A 15,530-nucleotide genomic window follows, 5' to 3' on the forward strand; every position below is an offset into this window, starting at 1 on the left:
GGAATGGCTGGTATAAGTGTAGGAGCCCTGTTTATTTACGGAATCAATGCGATTTTGGATATGAGCGGACCTGTGGACATGTTTGCCAACCCCAGCGTCAATCTTGGGGTTATTGTGGTGGCCCTGGCCATCCTTATTATTTCAGGTTTGTTTGCGGGATTCATCCCCGCCCAAAGCGCCATCCGGGTGAAGCCTATAGACGCCCTGAGAACCGAATAGAAAAAAACCAAAGACCGATAATTGAATACTAAAGACTGACTAAAATGAAAAAATCTGTTACCCTAATCATTCTGATACTTATCCTGGTAACGTTCTCAGGAGCGATGTACTACCTCTATCAGAAAAATGCAGAGGATCCGGTGGTGTATGAGACTGAAACGCCTTCGCGCCAAAACATCGTGAAGAAGACTGTAGCCACGGGGAGTATCCTGCCTTTGGAAGAAGTACTTATAAAGCCCAATATTTCCGGGGTAATTGAGGAAATTTATGTAGAAGGTGGGGATTCGGTACAATCCGGGGACCTGATTGCCAAAATCAAGGTCGTCCCCAACCTAAATGCGCTGAACGATTCCAAAAACGCTATCGAGGATGCCAAAATAACCCTCGCAGACCAACAGCGGAATTACCGGCGTCAAAAACAGCTTTTTGACCGGGGGGTTATTTCCCAGGCAGATATGGATAGGGCACAGGTGTCCTACGATCAGGCCAAACAGGGACTTTCTGCTGCCAACAAACGTTACGACATTGTCCTGACCGGGACGACAAGCGGGCTGAGCAGTGCTGCAAATACCCTGATCCGGGCTACGGTAAGCGGTATGGTTCTGGAAGTACCGGTTGAGGTAGGTAACCAGGTTATCGAAGCTAATAATTTCAATGAAGGAACCACTATTGCTGCGATTGCCGATGTAGACAAAATGATTTTCGAAGGTAAGGTAGACGAGTCAGAAGTGGGAAAAATAGCAGAAGACCTGCCGTTGGAAATCACGGTCGGTGCCCTGGAAGACAAAGTGTTTCCCGCAGTACTGGATTATATAGCTCCCAAGGGAAAGGCTGAAAACGGGGCCATACAATTTGAGATTAAAGGGACCCTTACCAAACAGGACGATATTTTTATCCGGGCGGGCCTCAGTGCCAATGCCTCGATTATACTGGATCGGGCCGACAGCGTGATCGCTATTAAGGAAGCCCTTGTCCAATTCGATGAAGAAACCAAAAAACCTTTTGTGGAGGTGATGGTCTCCGACCAGAAATTTGAGCGTAGGGACCTTGAGCTCGGCGTAAGCGATGGGATTTATGTGGAAGTAAAATCCGGCCTGCAGGAAGCAGATGCCATTAAGGTTTGGAACGCTCTGGCACCGGAGGAGTCAGGGGCATAACCTTGTTTTAACATAAAATTTGGTGTATCCCTTGTAACATTTTAACAACTTCGCGGTCTAACTACCACAGCCGCTTAAAGTGCTAACTAACCATGATTGAAATTAAAGATCTTCACAAGTCCTATCAAATGGGCAGCAACTCCCTGCATGTCTTAAAGGGAATTGACTTTAAAGTCGAAGCCGGTGAGCTCGTAGCCATTATGGGGTCTTCAGGTTCCGGAAAATCTACCCTACTCAATATTCTTGGAATGCTGGATGTAGCCGACTCCGGGGAGTACGTCCTGGATGGCTTGCCGATCAAAAACCTCAACGAGACCAAGGCAGCCAATTACAGGAATAAATTCCTGGGATTTATTTTTCAGTCTTTTAACCTGATCAATTACAAAACAGCCCTCGAAAACGTGGCTCTTCCCTTATATTATCAAGGGGTAAGCCGAAAGCAAAGAGAGGAAAAATCACTGAAATACCTCGAGCAGGTAGGGCTCAAAGAATGGTCACACCACTTGCCGAGTGAACTCTCCGGGGGACAAAAACAACGGGTAGCCGTAGCCAGGGCGATGGTCGCAGAACCTAAAGTCCTTTTAGCGGATGAGCTTACCGGGGCCCTGGACAGTAAAACCTCCTACGAGGTGATGGATCTGATCCAGAAAATCAACGACCAGGGGAATACGATACTGGTCGTTACCCATGAGGATGATATTGCGCACATGTGTAAGCGTATCGTTCACCTGAAAGACGGGGTGATCGTGGAAGACAAAAAAATTGAGCAGGTAAGAGCTTCACAATATGTTCAGTAGGGATACCTGGAGGGAAATATTCATCACACTGCGCAAGAATAAGCTGCGTACCTTTTTATCGGGGTTTACCGTCGCGTTGGGCATCCTGATTTTCATCACATTGTTCGGGATGGGCAATGGACTGGTCAACACTTTTAATGAATTTTTCGGAGACGACGCTACCAATGTGATCTATATCTTTCCGGGCCGAACCTCTATACCCTACAAGGGATATAAGTCTAATCGGAATATCGAATTTGAGAATTCAGACCTGACCGATATCGAGGAAACCTTCCCGATGTTTGTGGAACACATTTCTCCGAGAATCTTCAGAACGGCCACTACAACGTATAAAGAAGAATCCAACGACTACACGACCATTGGCGTAGACTGGGGACAACAGTTCGCAGAGAAGACCATCATCATGCAGGGGCGGTATATCAACCAGCGGGACGTGGATGAAAAAACGCGGAATGCGGTGATTGGTCGATTGGTTGAAGTAGATCTTTTTAACGGTCGCAACGCCATTGGAAAGTATATCGATATTGGGGGCAGTGTTTTTAAGGTCGTAGGGGTATTCCAGGACGACGGAGGGGATAACGAAGAACGCCAGATTTACATTCCCTACACCACCCGCCAGCTCATTGAAAAAAACACCGATAAGATCGGACAGATTGTGGTACAGTTTAAACCGGAACTCGGGTATACCGGAGCTATGGCATTTGAAAAGAACCTCAGGCTTTTTTTAAAGGATAAAAAAATCATCAGCCCGGACGATCAGAACGGGTTTTTTATCCGCAATGTGGCAGACAATTTAAAGCAAAACCAGGACTTTGCCGGGGTACTGCAGTTGATCGTTTCTGTAGTGGCCTTTGGGACAATCATCGCCGGGATTATCGGGATCAGTAATATCATGGTGTATGTGGTTAAGGAACGGACCAAAGAGATCGGTATCCGAAAGGCCATTGGCGCTACCCCTAAACGCGTCATCGGCAGTATTTTGCTGGAGTCTGTTTTTATTACCACGGTATCCGGCTTTGTCGGCATGCTAATCGGGATCGGACTCCTGAAGTGGATCGGAGACCGCCTGAAAGATGATTATTTTATAACCAGTCCCTATATCAGTACAGGGGTGGCCATTTTCGCAACGATTATCCTCATATTTTTCGGTGCACTTGCCGGTTATATCCCTGCGCGCCGGGCAGCTAGAATTAAACCCATCGTGGCCCTAAGGAACGAATAATGAAATTTTTATTTGACAAAAATACATGGCAGGAGATTTTCGGTTCTATCGGAAAGAACAAGACCCGTACGATCATTACCGTGATTGGGGTATTATGGGGGATCTTTATCTACATCGCCCTGGCAGGGGCTTCCAAAGGCCTTGACAATGGTTTTGAACGGAACTTTGAGACCGTAGCCAAAAACAGTTTGTTCGCCTGGTCCCAGCGTACCAGTATTCCTTATGCCGGTTACAAGATCGGAAGAAGTATCGCCCTAAAGGTTGGCGATGCGGAGACGCTAAGGAATACTGTTCCCGATATCCAGTATATCGCTCCGGTCAATACGAAAGGTGTTTTCGGAGGTACAGGTGCCCAGGTGGTCAACAACTTGAAATCCAATAATTACCCGATTTACGGCTATTATCCGGAAATCGCCAAGATGGCGACTCAGAAAATATTTGATAACGGACGCTTTATCAACGAAGAAGACATGGACCAACAACGCAAGGTGGTGGTCATCGGGGAACGCACCGAGCAGGAGCTCTTTGAAGAAGATGAAGACCCGATCGGGCAGTATATCCGGATAGACGGGGTGTATTTTAAGGTTATCGGAGTGGCTAAATTCAGCCAGACGACGCCATTTGGTACAGATGGCGATATAATTATGCCATATGCCACCTTCAGAAAATTGTACAATACCGCAGACAATGCCCAATACTTTACAATAGCGGCTTATGACGATGCCGATGTAGTGCAAGTGGAAAAGGATGTCAAGCGGACTTTAAAGCGCATACACCAGGTCCACCCGGATGATGAGCGCGCTATAGGATCGTTTAACCTGGGCGAGGCTTTTGCCCAGATTACCGGGTTTGCCAAAGGCATTACCTTTCTTTCCCTGATCGTCGGTTTGGCGACCATACTGGCCGGGGTAATCGGTATTGGGAATATCTTATTGATTTCGGTTAAAGAGCGCACCAAAGAACTCGGAATCCGCAGGGCGCTGGGGGCAACACCCGGAGAAGTGCGATCCCTCATTATACTCGAGTCTGTATTCCTGACCCTGGTGGCGGGGATCATCGGGATCATTTTAGGGGCGGGCGTACTGAACCTGATCAATAATATGACAAAAGACAATTCGGATTTCCCGTATACGAATCCTACAGTTCCCATACCCCTGGTTATCGGAGCCCTTTTGATCATGGTAATATTAGGAACCCTTATCGGGTTAATCCCGGCTCAACGGGCGGTTAGCATAAAACCCATTGACGCCTTGCGCGAAGAATAAAAACCGAATCAAAAACAATAATTAACACCAACTACTGAAATGAACAAGTTTGTTAAATACGGATTGATAGGGATACTGGTACTGGGCGCCCTGTGGGCTGCCACTTATTTTATCAAGACCAATTCGAAGTCTGCGATTACCTATGAAACGACAACCCCTTTTACCTCCACCATTGAGCGGAAGACCGTCGCGACCGGCAAGGTAATTCCTCAGGAAGAGATCGAAATCAAACCCCAGATCACCGGTATTATCGAAAAAGTCCTGAAAGAGGAAGGAGATAATGTAAAAGTTGGAGATCTGATCGCTACTATTCGTGTAGTTCCCAATGAGCAGGCCCTGAACCAGGCGCGGGGACGTGTTCGTAATGCGGAACTCGCTTTAAATACGATAAAAATAGAGTACGACCGGAACAAAAAGCTCTACGATCGGGGAGTGATCTCCAATCAGAGTTTTGTGGACCTTCAGTTGCGATACGATCAAGCCGAACAAGAGTTAAAGAACTCGAAGGTCGACTACCAGATTATCCTCAAAGGTTCGGCCGGTGGGGCCACCAATGCCAATACCAATATTCTGGCCACCGTCCAGGGAACCATTCTGGAAATTCCCGTGGAAGTAGGAGACCAGGTTATCCTGGCCAATAACTTTAACGATGGTACCACCGTCGCGACTATAGCGGACCTTGGGAAAATGATTTTCGAAGGACAGGTGGATGAAGGTGAAGTAGGGAAACTCGAAGTCGGGATGCCGCTGGAGATCAGCCTGGGGGCTATCGACGATAAGACCTTTGACGCTACGCTGAAGTTTATCGCCCCAAAAGGGGTTGAAGAAACGGGAGCCGTAAAGTTCAAAATTGAAGGAGATGTTACCGTGAATGATTCCATCCTGATCCGTGCCGGTTATAGTGCCAATGCCTCCCTGACCCTGGAGAAGAAGGAGGATATCATGGTCATCCCGGAAGCCCTTTTACAATTTGACCGGGAAACCGACAAACCCTATGTGGAGGTAGCTACCGGAGACCAGCAATTTGAAAGGCGTGATATTGAGATTGGAATTTCAGATGGTGTCAATGTGGAGGTCCTATCCGGACTGGAGATGGAGGATGAGGTTAAAATTTGGAACAAGACCGAACCTATAAAGAAAGGTGAAGAGGAAGAGGAAGCTGAAACAGAAGACGCGTAAAAAGGAGACATCAATCCTGAATAACCAATTATAGTAACTATCAAAAAACGAATCATGAAACTTCGAATCATCACTGCACTTTGCTTACTCAGTTTGGGTATGCTTTCCGGTCAGGTGAAAAAGTGGACCCTGGAGGAATGCGTCATCTATGCTGTTGAGAATAACCTGACCGTTCAGCAGGCCGAACTCGACCTGAGAAATGCGGAACTGGATAAATCAGAAGCAATTAGTGGATTATTGCCTAACATTAACGCCCAGCTGCAGGCCGGGGGAAACACAGGTCTTACCTTCGACCCTACGACCAACCAGCCAACCAATACGACGATACAAACGGCTACAGGAAATACCACCGCAGCGGTGAACCTTTTTGACGGGTTGCGAAATTACAATGCGCTCAGAAGGGCCGACATGAACAAACTGGCCAACCAGTATCGCCTGGACGATCTGAAAGATGATATTCGTCTAAATGTGGCCCTTGCCTATTTGCAAATTATTTCCAATAAAGAAACCCTAAAGGTTTCGAGGGCATTGTATAAAGCGACGGAACAGGATTTGGAACGTACCAGGGTACAGGTTGAGGAGGGCGTTTTGCCCCAGGGGGATTTGTTGGAAATCCAGGCAACTGCAGCCTCCCAGGAGCAGCAGATTGTCAATGGGGAAAACCAGGTCCTCCTGTCCCGGATCTCGCTTGCCCAGTTGCTGCAGATCACGGATTATGAAAACTTTGATGTGGCCGACGAGGAGTACGATGTTCCTCCATCGGATGTACTGATGAATTCCCCCCGTGAGATTTATGAAAAGGCCCTGACTTTCAGAAATGATATAAAAGCGTCTGAGGCATTTGTCGACCTGGCTGAGAAGGATGTGAAAATTGCCAAAGGGGCTTATATGCCTACTCTTGAAGCTTTTTTCAACTACAGTACACGGTACTCCTCTGAATTTCGGGATCCCCTAACGGGAGATGATGTAAGTTTTGGTGACCAGCTATGGCTCAATGATGGTATATTTTATGGGGCACGGATTAATGTTCCCATTTTTAACGGCCTTAACGTGCGGAATTCTGTAAAAAGATCGGAGATAAACCTGGAGCGGGCAGAACTGCAATTTGAACAGGACAAACTGGAATTGGAGACCAATATCAACCAGGCCTACGTGGATGTCAAGAATTCTGCGAAGAACTATGAGGCCGCTGTTAAAACCCTCGAAGCCCGCAGGCTTTCCTACGAATACGCCAAGGAGCGTTATGAAGTTGGGTTGCTCAATGCTTTTGATTTTGGTGTAGCACAGGCTCGGGTAGACAATGCGGCAGCAGACGTTATCCGAACCAAATATGATTACATATTCAGGATTAAACTCGTCGAGTTTTACTTCGGACTGCCCCTGACTTTAAACTAGGATTCCATATCCTCTCTCTGGTACTTAATTTTTCACGACCTGACCGGCTTCAATGCGGTCAGGTCGTTATCTTTGTAGCCTATGGCGCGAATCATCAGCCTGGAAACGGCTTCTACCAATTGTTCTGTCAGCATTTACCAGGGAAGCGAATTGCTCGCCATCAGGGAGGATCCTTCCCCCGATTATACCCATGGGGAATTGCTCCATGTTTTTATGGATGAGGCCATGCGCGAAGCCGGACTGCATTGGGCAGACCTCGAAGCAGTAGCGGTTAGTAAGGGTCCCGGCTCCTATACCGGGCTGCGTATTGGGGTGGCCGCGGCCAAAGGGCTTTGTTTTGCTTTGGGTATTCCACTGATTGCCGTGGAGACTTTAAGGAGTATGGCTTTTCAGTTTAAAGAGGCCGAAGGGGTCCTAATCCCCATGCTGGATGCGCGTCGGATGGAGGCTTATGTGGCCGTTTTTGATGCAGACCACAAGCAGATAGGTCCCACACGTGCTGAAATTATATCGGTGGATTCCTTTTCAAAATGGACCTCTCAGGGTCCCGTGCATCTTTTGGGAAACGGGGCTGAGAAATGTCGCGAAGTCCTTACTCATCCGAATTTCCACTTTCACACATCCATATTGCCCGGATCCCGGGAAGTGGGGCTGTTGGCCGCAGACCGTTTCAAAAAAGAAAGGTTTGAAGATGTAGCCTACTTTGAGCCCTTTTACCTCAAAGACTTTATCCTCCAGAAAAAAAAGCAGAAGGACTAAACCTTAGGCCAAAGTTTTGGTGTGAACATCCCGCTGTGGGAATGGAATTTCAATACCCTCAGCGTCAAAGCGCTCCTTCAAAGTTTCCATCACATGAAAATGCGCCGCCCAGAAATCCGCATTTTCGGCCCAGAATCGGAGGGTGAGATTCACAGAGCTGTCCGCCAATTCCCCCACATAGACCTCAGGTGCAGGATCTTTGAGGATGCGTTTGTCCGCTGCGCAGATCTCCAAAAGGACTTCCTTGGCTTTCTTGATGTTCGAGCCGTATCCTATCCCCACATCGATTTTATCCCGACGTGTGGATTCTGAATTGTAGTTAATGATATTATTGTTCGAGAGTTGACCATTGGGAATTATAGCAACCTGGTTCCCGAAGGTATTGACTTTAGTGGTGAAAATCGAAATTTCCTTGACGGTACCGTCCACGCCCTGTGCAGAAATAAAATCCCCCACTTTAAATGGTTTAAAGAGCAGGATCAGGACCCCACCGGCAAAGTTGGCCAGCGACCCCTGAAGGGCCAGGCCAATAGCCAGGCCCGCGGCACCCACAATGGCGACCAGGGAGGAGGACTGAACCCCGAGTTGGGTAACGACCAGGACAAATAGGAGAATTTTCAGGACAGCCTTGATAAGGCTTTCGATAAACTTCTCCAGGGTTGGGTCGTAATCGGCCTTGTGGAAGAACCTCTGAACGAGTTTGTTTATCATTTTAATGACCCATAGTCCTACGATAAGGGTAATGACCGCAGTGATCAAATTGGGCATAAATTCCCAAACCCAGTCCATCGCTTTAGAGAGAAATTCCTGATACCCGCTTAGTTCTTCCATTTCCAATATTTATATCGCTTAATTAAAGGGGCGAATTTACTAAAAACTCAACTAAAAATCGAAGGGTAAACTTGGATTATCATGCAGGCTTAAGTTCTTCAAGAGCCTCTTCGATTGTTGTCAGCGGTTGTAAACACGAGCCCTGACGGCACAGAAAGATACGTGTGTACGTTTTGTGATGCCTGCCTTCAAACAAAGGATAAGGGGATTCTCTCTGAGAGGCTCCCAGCAGGGTGTGGGGCAGGTAGTGCCTTTGAAGTTTGTCCAGGGTTTCAAAAGCTTCCGGTCCGGTGAGAACGACCTCATAAAAAGGTTCTTGCAGCCAAAGGGCGAGGTGCATCCAGTTGCTGTATTGCCCGGGATACTGCTCAATTTTATCCCGCAGGGAAGCGATCATGGAAGTCGCCCTTTCCGTAAAGGAGGGTTCGGCAAAGAAGGCGCCCAGCAGGAATAGATTTTTGGCCATCGTGGAATTTGAGGAAGGAATCACGCTGTCATTGACCTCGACAGTCCTTCGAATCAGAGCCCTGTCCTGGCTGGAGCTGAAATACAGCAGGGCTTTGCCCGGAGCTGAAAAGAAGTCTAAAGTGTAACGGGTAAGGTGCATGGCCCGTTCCATCCAGGAAATTTCCCGGGTGATGGAATACAATTTGATAAATCCCTGAATGACGGTGGCATAGTCCTCCAGATAACCGTTTACGGGATTTCCCCCGGCCTTATATGAGTGCAACAGGCCCCCGTCAGGCGTACTCAGGGTAGTATTGATAAACCTGGCCAGTTCCTGTGCCTCTTCCAGGGCTTTCGGCAGCTTACAATACCTGTAGGCGTCACACAGGCCTGAAAGGAGTAAACCATTCCAGGAAGTGATTAACTTGTCATCCAATCGCGGCCGCGGTTTTTTCTCGCGGAAATCCATCAGTGTGATTTGGATTTCAGATACTTTTTCAGTTAACATTTCAGGGGTCCATTCCATTTTTGTGGCAAATTCCCTATCTGATAGTTTGCGCACCAGTACATACTTCCCCTTTTCCCAATGCCCAAAGGAATTTATGTTATAGTACTCCTTTACCCAATCGAAGTCCTCCCCGAGGATGGTGCGTAGTTCGTTTTCGGTCCAGGTATAATAGGCCCCTTCTTCCAGCTCGCCTTCATCCGTCAGGCTATCGGCATCCAGGGAAGCGTAAAAACCACCCTCTGGATGTTTCAACTCGCGAAGCAGAAAGCCGATTGTTTGATTGACGATTCGCCGGAATTCCGGGTTGCCGAAACGGGCATAACCCGATGCGTAAAGGCTTAACAACTGTCCGTTGTCGTAGAGCATTTTCTCAAAATGCGGAACATGCCAGCGGGGATCTACCGAGTATCTTGAAAAACCACCCCCGATCTGATCGTAAATACCCCCGTAAGCCATCCCTTCCAGGGTAGTTCGGACATGGTCTTCTACTTCGGGGTCTTTGGTATAAAACCCCCAGTGCATCAAAAACTCGTATAGGGCGGGAGTCATGAACTTGGGAGCTCCTAATTTTCCCCCGAAACTAAGGTCGAAACCTTTTTTCCAGGAATGTACCCATTGGCCCAATTGTTCCGGATTCGGAACGGAATCCGGGGATCCTTCCCCGGTGACCAGATTGATCCGCTCGAGGGCTGAAGTCAGGTCTGACGCATATTCTTTTACCTTTCCAGGGTCCTCCCGATAGAGTTTGGCCAATTGCATCAACACCCGAATCCAGTCTTTTTTGGGGACATAGGTCGCTCCCCAAAAGGGCCTTCCATCGGGCAAGGCGACTATATTTAAAGGCCAGCCCCCACTGCCACTCATGATTTGCAGGGCATCCATATAGATTTGATCCACATCGGGACGTTCTTCCCGATCCACTTTGATGGGAACAAAATGGGCATTCATTATATCAGCTACTTCCGGATCCTCAAAACACTCGTGTTCCATAACATGGCACCAGTGACAGGCAGCATACCCAATACTTATCAATACTAATTTTCCCGATTTTCGGGCGCTGTCCAACGTCAGGTCATGCCAACCTTCCCATTGCACCGGGTTATAGGCGTGCTGGAGGAGGTAGGGGCTGCTTTCGTGGATCAGTGCATTGGGTTCCTTTGAGCTCATAGCATTTTTTTTAGGTTGTTCCGACCGGGGCCAATATTCGGATTTTTCCCATATTTTTTTTGCGGGTTTTCACTCCTTCTTGTCTGAAAAATTTAAATATCATCTGGCGGGGCAAAGTAAAAAAGGAATTGGAGCTACTTTGATTTAAAGGCGTTTGCCACCAGACTAAAAAAAAAGCGCCTGAAATTGGCGCTTAATTTTTCAAAAATGTCTCAGATCATTTGACTTCAAAGGAAATTTTGACATTGACACGGTACTCGTGAATTTTCCCATCTTTTACCGTAGCGCTCTGGTTCTGTATATTGACCGAACGAATGTGGGAAACGGAATTCGAGGCATGAGCGACGGCCTGGGCCGCTGCATCTTCCCATCCTTTTTCGGAATTTCCCAGAATTTCAATAACTTTTAAAACTGACATAGTGTATCTGATTTTTATTCATCTAAAAATAAGGAATTTTAAGGTAAAATACAATCAGAATCGAACCTATCAGCCGTTAACGGCTACTACTTCCCCAACTCTCTCGCCCATCATATTCTGGAGCATCGTCTGTATCCCGTTCTTAAGGGTGAAAGTAGAAGAAGGGCATCCGCTGCAAGCCCCCTGGAGAATAACATGTACCTCCTTACTATCCGGGTCATAGGACTGAAAAACGATATTCCCACCATCACTGGCCACGGCGGGTTTAACGTATTCGTCCAGGATGCTTATAATCTCCTGGGAAGTACTGTCCAAATCTGTGTTGGCGGCCATGGAAACCGTATCTTCTCCCCTTTGAACAGGCGAGGCTCCAGGTGAGAGTACCTGGCCCCCTTCGGCCAGGAAGTCGCGAATCATTTCCCGTACCTCCAGGGTCACCTCATTCCAGTCGGCCACTTCGTATTTGGAAACCGAAATGTAATTGAGGTCCATAAATACCTCTTTGACAAAGGGGAGTTCAAAGAGTTTCCGGGCCAGGGGGGAGTCTTTAGCTTCATCTATGTTTTTGAATTCATAGACAGCCGGAACCAGTTTTTTATTGGCCACAAATTTCATGACCGCCGGGTTTGGGGTGACTTCTGCATAAACCGTCACCGCTTCCCGGGGTTGTTTTTTGCCTTCCTGTACTACGACTCCACCTTCGTTGAGGTATTCGACAAGTTGTTGGGCCACTGCATCCCGTACATCCTCCCAGGAAACGATGTCAAATCGCTCCAGGGCTATAAAATCTCCTGAAATGTAGACCGTCTTGACAAAAGGGAGGTGGAACAACTGCTGGGCCAGGGGGGAATCCTTAGCCTCATCAATGTTTTTATACTCGTAATTCCCTTGAAGAGCGAGGGGTTGGTTTGCCTCAAATTTAAGGATGGCCGGGTGGTTGGTCTCCCGAACAGTAATCACGTATTCTTCCATAGCCTGATTTTTGCTCAAAAATAAACTATTTTCACCGGAACCCTCAACATACTAAGGTGCTTTTAGTACCGTTATAACCTATATCAAAACCCTCTCGAACTGAGTTTTCGCCTTCCTAATATAAACCGGTTGTTGTTTTTGATTCTGGGCCTGATGGCTTTTGGATCCGGGGCCTTGCGCGCCCAGGAAGGCATCCCGGTCTACTTTGACTACCTGATGGATAATTATTACCTGGTCTATCCGTCCATGGCGGGAATCGGAGAAGGGGGGAAGGTACGTTTGACGGCCCGCCAGCAATGGTTTAGCGTGGATGAAGCCCCAAACCTGCAAACCCTTAATTTTCATTACAGGATACCCGATTCCCGCAGTGGGGTAGGTGCGATTGTTTTTAATGATGCCAACGGGTACCATTCGCAAACGGGACTCAAACTTACCTACGCCCATCACCTTCCTTTGGGGACGGATTACAGGGTGCTCAACCAGCTCTCATTCGGACTGAGTGCCGGGTTTATCCAAAGCAGCCTCGATGAAACCGAATTCCGCTCGATTATCGCGGACCCTATCATTACGGGTGGGCGAAACAGTGTGGGGTATTTTAACGTAGATTTTGGGGCGTCCTACAGTTACCTTGAGTTTTATGCCCATTTCAGTGTATTGAACCTCCTGGGGAGTGGAAGGGATTTATATACTGCGATTGAATTTGACAACCTCAGGCGTTATTTATTTTCCATAGGCTACGTTTTTGACCGGGGTAAATGGCAATTTGAGCCTTCGGTACTATTGCAAATTGCAGAATTCACTGAGGAGCGGTCTGTAGACTTCAATGCGAAAGTCTACCGTCAAATGGAATGGGGAACCCTATGGGCCGGCCTTTCGTATCGCCGAAGTTTCAGTGGGGCCCAGTTTTTGGTTGACGGATCTTCCGGGGAGCAGCGACTCCAGCTCTTTACGCCTTTGATAGGTGCCAATGTGGGTAATTTTATGGTGGGTTATAACTATTCCTATCAGTCAGGAGATATCCGACTGGATAACGGAGGTTTTCATCAAATCACCCTCGGGTACGATTTTGGACAGCTCAGTGCCAAGCGTTATGATTGCAAGTGCCCGGCTGTGAATTATTAATCCTACCCACCAAAAATTTGTTTTTCGAGGGCTTTAAAGCCCTTTCTTTTTTGGAAAGGGCGCAGCGTTTGCCTTATTTTTAGGAAACTAAAAAAACGCCTATGCCTATTATACGGGAAGTACGTGGAAAATACCCTGTTTTTGGGAAGGATTGTTTTATCGCGGAAAACGCTACGGTGGTTGGAGATGTCGTAATGGGAAATGAATGCAGTATCTGGTATAATGCGGTGATTCGCGGGGATGTCCACTACATAAAAATGGGGAACCGGGTAAACGTACAGGATGGTGCGATCATTCACTGCACCTATAAGAAAGCGCCCACCGAGATTGGCAACAATGTTTCTATTGCCCATAATGCCATAGTGCACGGCTGTACCCTGAAGGACAATGTGTTGGTGGGTATGGGTAGTATTATTATGGATGATTGTGTGGTGGGAAGCAACAGTATTATTGCGGCTGGTGCCGTTCTGACCAAAGGCACGATTGTCCCGGAGGGCTCTGTCTTCGCAGGAACCCCTGCCCGAAAGATTAAGGAAATAAGCCCCGAGTTAAGCCAGGGCGAAGTAGCGCGTATTGCCGCCAGTTATGTTAAATACGCCTCCTGGTTCAGGACTCCGGAATAAGGAAGCTCCAATTACTAAAAAACCAGTATATTTAGTAAAGTTAGAGCCCTTTATAATGGGATCTGAATAAGAATCGGGAATGGCGACGCGAAGCTATGAAGGAAAAAAATTCGATCTGCAGAAGGTTGAAACGGTGTCGGATGCGTTAACGGTAGAAGAGGCCCTTCAAATAGTAATTAACGGGAAGCCTTTTACCCTTTCCATGCGAACCCCTGGGGCAGACCTGGAACTTGTGCGTGGAATGCTGCACAGTGAGGACATAATTAATTCGTCCGGCTTTCACCCTGAGGTTCAGTTGGATATTGAAAAGGAGGACGGGATTGTGGCAGTGGCAGCCATGAAGATTCCCGACGCGTATTTGGGAGGCGGTTATGCCAATAGCCGCAGCCTGTTGTCTGTTTCTTCTTGCGGGATATGCGGGAAAACCGAATTGGGAGAACAGGACTTTGGATCGGCTATCGCATCAGATCTCAGTTTTTCGGCGGAGCGGTTTTCAGAGATGTTCGAACAGATGAACCGGCATCAGCATGATTTTCTGCAATCCGGGGGGACGCATGCGGCGGCCCTTTTTGATCGAAAGGGAAGGCTTATCGCAGCTCGGGAAGATATTGGCCGTCACAATGCCGTAGATAAGGCGGTGGGCCAGTTGTTGCTCGAAGGGCGTTTGGAACAGGCCATAGTAATGACCGTCAGTGGTCGTATTTCTTATGAAATTACCATAAAGGCCTTTAGGGCGGGCATCCCTTTTTTGGCTGCCGTATCGGCCCCATCTTCCCTGGCAGTGGATTACGCCAAGGAATTTGGGATCACTTTACTGGGGTTTTGCAGGGATGGGCGCGCCACTTGTTATTCGAATCCCCATCGCGTGAACAATACAAGAGTCCATACCATCAATTATAAAGCACCTTAAAGTATGTCTGAAAACCTAAGTGAACTCCTGGGAAGGAAAGGCCTGGATTCCAATTTTTTTGATGCAATGGGAAACCTTGCCCGGCCCAGTGGTACCCCGGACGCGGACGAGCTTGCCATATTGGCAGATGATTTTTTGGTCGGCAAGGCAAATGCGTTTGGGACAGCTTCTTTTTACGACTTCCTAAAACCGGATAATAAAGGGAAGCAGGTCTATGTTTGCAACGGAACAGCCTGTGAATGTGCGGGCACCCAACCGGAAGTGATTGAAAAACTGGGGAAGACTTTTAAGCCGGAAGAAATCGGGCACATGACTTGCCTGGGAAGGTGTCACGAAAATGCCGCCTTTCATTACAAGGGGCGGAATTATTCAGGGGGGGCTATTCGGGATCTCAAGGATATCGTTAAGGACGAGTTCCCCAATCCTTTGGACCACTACCATGTGGAGGCATCCCAACAGGCCATCCTGACCCGGGATTTTAGCTCAATGGAAGCCTTTTACGCGACCTGGCAGAAAGTGCTCACAATGGAGCCAACAGC

Annotated in this window: 16 protein-coding genes; 12 read left to right on the plus strand and 4 right to left on the minus strand. The window is 47.8% G+C overall.

Going from position 1 to position 15,530, the window contains the following annotated elements:
* The 8 genes from WBV75_RS03210 to tsaB all read left to right on the plus strand — a co-directional run.
* Positions 1-219: ABC transporter permease (locus tag WBV75_RS03210; RefSeq protein WP_424119215.1), on the plus strand; the 219-nt coding region annotated here is incomplete at its 5' end.
* A 44-nt stretch (positions 220-263) separates the two neighbouring features.
* Positions 264-1,376, plus strand: a complete 1,113-nt coding sequence (locus WBV75_RS03215) for an efflux RND transporter periplasmic adaptor subunit (protein ID WP_424119216.1) — start codon at positions 264-266, stop codon at positions 1,374-1,376.
* Positions 1,377-1,468: 92 nt separating this feature from the next.
* Positions 1,469-2,173 (plus strand): ABC transporter ATP-binding protein, encoded by a 705-nt coding sequence (locus tag WBV75_RS03220; protein WP_424119217.1) that lies wholly within the window; start codon positions 1,469-1,471, stop codon positions 2,171-2,173.
* Complete coding sequence (locus tag WBV75_RS03225) at positions 2,163-3,395, plus strand: ABC transporter permease (RefSeq protein ID WP_424119218.1); 1,233 nt, start codon at positions 2,163-2,165, stop codon at positions 3,393-3,395. Before WBV75_RS03220 ends, WBV75_RS03225 begins: the two co-directional genes overlap by 11 nt.
* The gene (locus tag WBV75_RS03230; RefSeq protein WP_424119219.1) at positions 3,395-4,660 is read left to right on the plus strand and encodes an ABC transporter permease; all 1,266 of its coding nucleotides are present in this window, start codon (positions 3,395-3,397) and stop codon (positions 4,658-4,660) included. The genes WBV75_RS03225 and WBV75_RS03230 overlap by 1 nt, the downstream gene beginning before the upstream one ends.
* Positions 4,661-4,699: 39 nt before the next feature.
* Positions 4,700-5,839: an efflux RND transporter periplasmic adaptor subunit gene (locus WBV75_RS03235; protein WP_424119220.1), complete on the plus strand. Its 1,140-nt coding sequence runs from the start codon at positions 4,700-4,702 to the stop codon at positions 5,837-5,839.
* 54 nt (positions 5,840-5,893) lie between these two features.
* Positions 5,894-7,234, plus strand: coding sequence for a TolC family protein (locus tag WBV75_RS03240; RefSeq protein ID WP_424119221.1), 1,341 nt, complete (start codon positions 5,894-5,896; stop codon positions 7,232-7,234).
* 81 nt (positions 7,235-7,315) lie between these two features.
* A complete protein-coding gene (gene tsaB, locus WBV75_RS03245) occupies positions 7,316-7,993 on the plus strand; it encodes a tRNA (adenosine(37)-N6)-threonylcarbamoyltransferase complex dimerization subunit type 1 TsaB (RefSeq protein ID WP_424119222.1) in 678 nt (225 codons plus the stop codon).
* 3 nt (positions 7,994-7,996) lie between these two features.
* Here tsaB and WBV75_RS03250 read toward each other — a convergent pair whose 3' ends face one another.
* From WBV75_RS03250 to WBV75_RS03265, 4 genes are all read right to left on the minus strand, one after another.
* Complete coding sequence (locus tag WBV75_RS03250; RefSeq protein ID WP_424119223.1) at positions 7,997-8,824, minus strand: mechanosensitive ion channel family protein; 828 nt, start codon at positions 8,822-8,824, stop codon at positions 7,997-7,999.
* A gap of 79 nt (positions 8,825-8,903) precedes the next feature.
* A complete protein-coding gene (locus WBV75_RS03255; RefSeq protein ID WP_424119224.1) occupies positions 8,904-10,946 on the minus strand; it encodes a thioredoxin domain-containing protein in 2,043 nt (680 codons plus the stop codon).
* Between the two features lie 217 nt (positions 10,947-11,163).
* Positions 11,164-11,364 (minus strand): dodecin family protein, encoded by a 201-nt coding sequence (locus tag WBV75_RS03260; protein ID WP_424119225.1) that lies wholly within the window; start codon positions 11,362-11,364, stop codon positions 11,164-11,166.
* Positions 11,365-11,433: 69 nt separating this feature from the next.
* Entirely contained in the window at positions 11,434-12,336 is a 903-nt protein-coding gene (locus WBV75_RS03265; protein WP_424119230.1) for a NifU family protein, read from the minus strand.
* A 138-nt stretch (positions 12,337-12,474) separates the two neighbouring features.
* Between WBV75_RS03265 and WBV75_RS03270 the strand changes: the two genes are divergently transcribed.
* From WBV75_RS03270 to WBV75_RS03285, 4 genes are all read left to right on the plus strand, one after another.
* On the plus strand, positions 12,475-13,458 hold the full coding sequence (locus WBV75_RS03270; RefSeq protein WP_424119226.1) for a PorP/SprF family type IX secretion system membrane protein: 984 nt from the start codon (positions 12,475-12,477) through the stop codon (positions 13,456-13,458).
* A 101-nt stretch (positions 13,459-13,559) separates the two neighbouring features.
* Positions 13,560-14,081, plus strand: a complete 522-nt coding sequence (locus WBV75_RS03275) for a gamma carbonic anhydrase family protein (RefSeq protein WP_424119227.1) — start codon at positions 13,560-13,562, stop codon at positions 14,079-14,081.
* 79 nt (positions 14,082-14,160) lie between these two features.
* On the plus strand, positions 14,161-14,991 hold the full coding sequence (gene fdhD / locus WBV75_RS03280; RefSeq protein WP_424119228.1) for a formate dehydrogenase accessory sulfurtransferase FdhD: 831 nt from the start codon (positions 14,161-14,163) through the stop codon (positions 14,989-14,991).
* A 3-nt stretch (positions 14,992-14,994) separates the two neighbouring features.
* Positions 14,995-15,530, plus strand: a 536-nt coding sequence (locus WBV75_RS03285; protein WP_424119229.1) for an NAD(P)H-dependent oxidoreductase subunit E, incomplete at its 3' end; no start/stop codon positions are given.

This window comes from Robiginitalea sp., from assembly GCF_049588695.1.
Lineage (GTDB): Bacteria > Bacteroidota > Bacteroidia > Flavobacteriales > Flavobacteriaceae > Robiginitalea.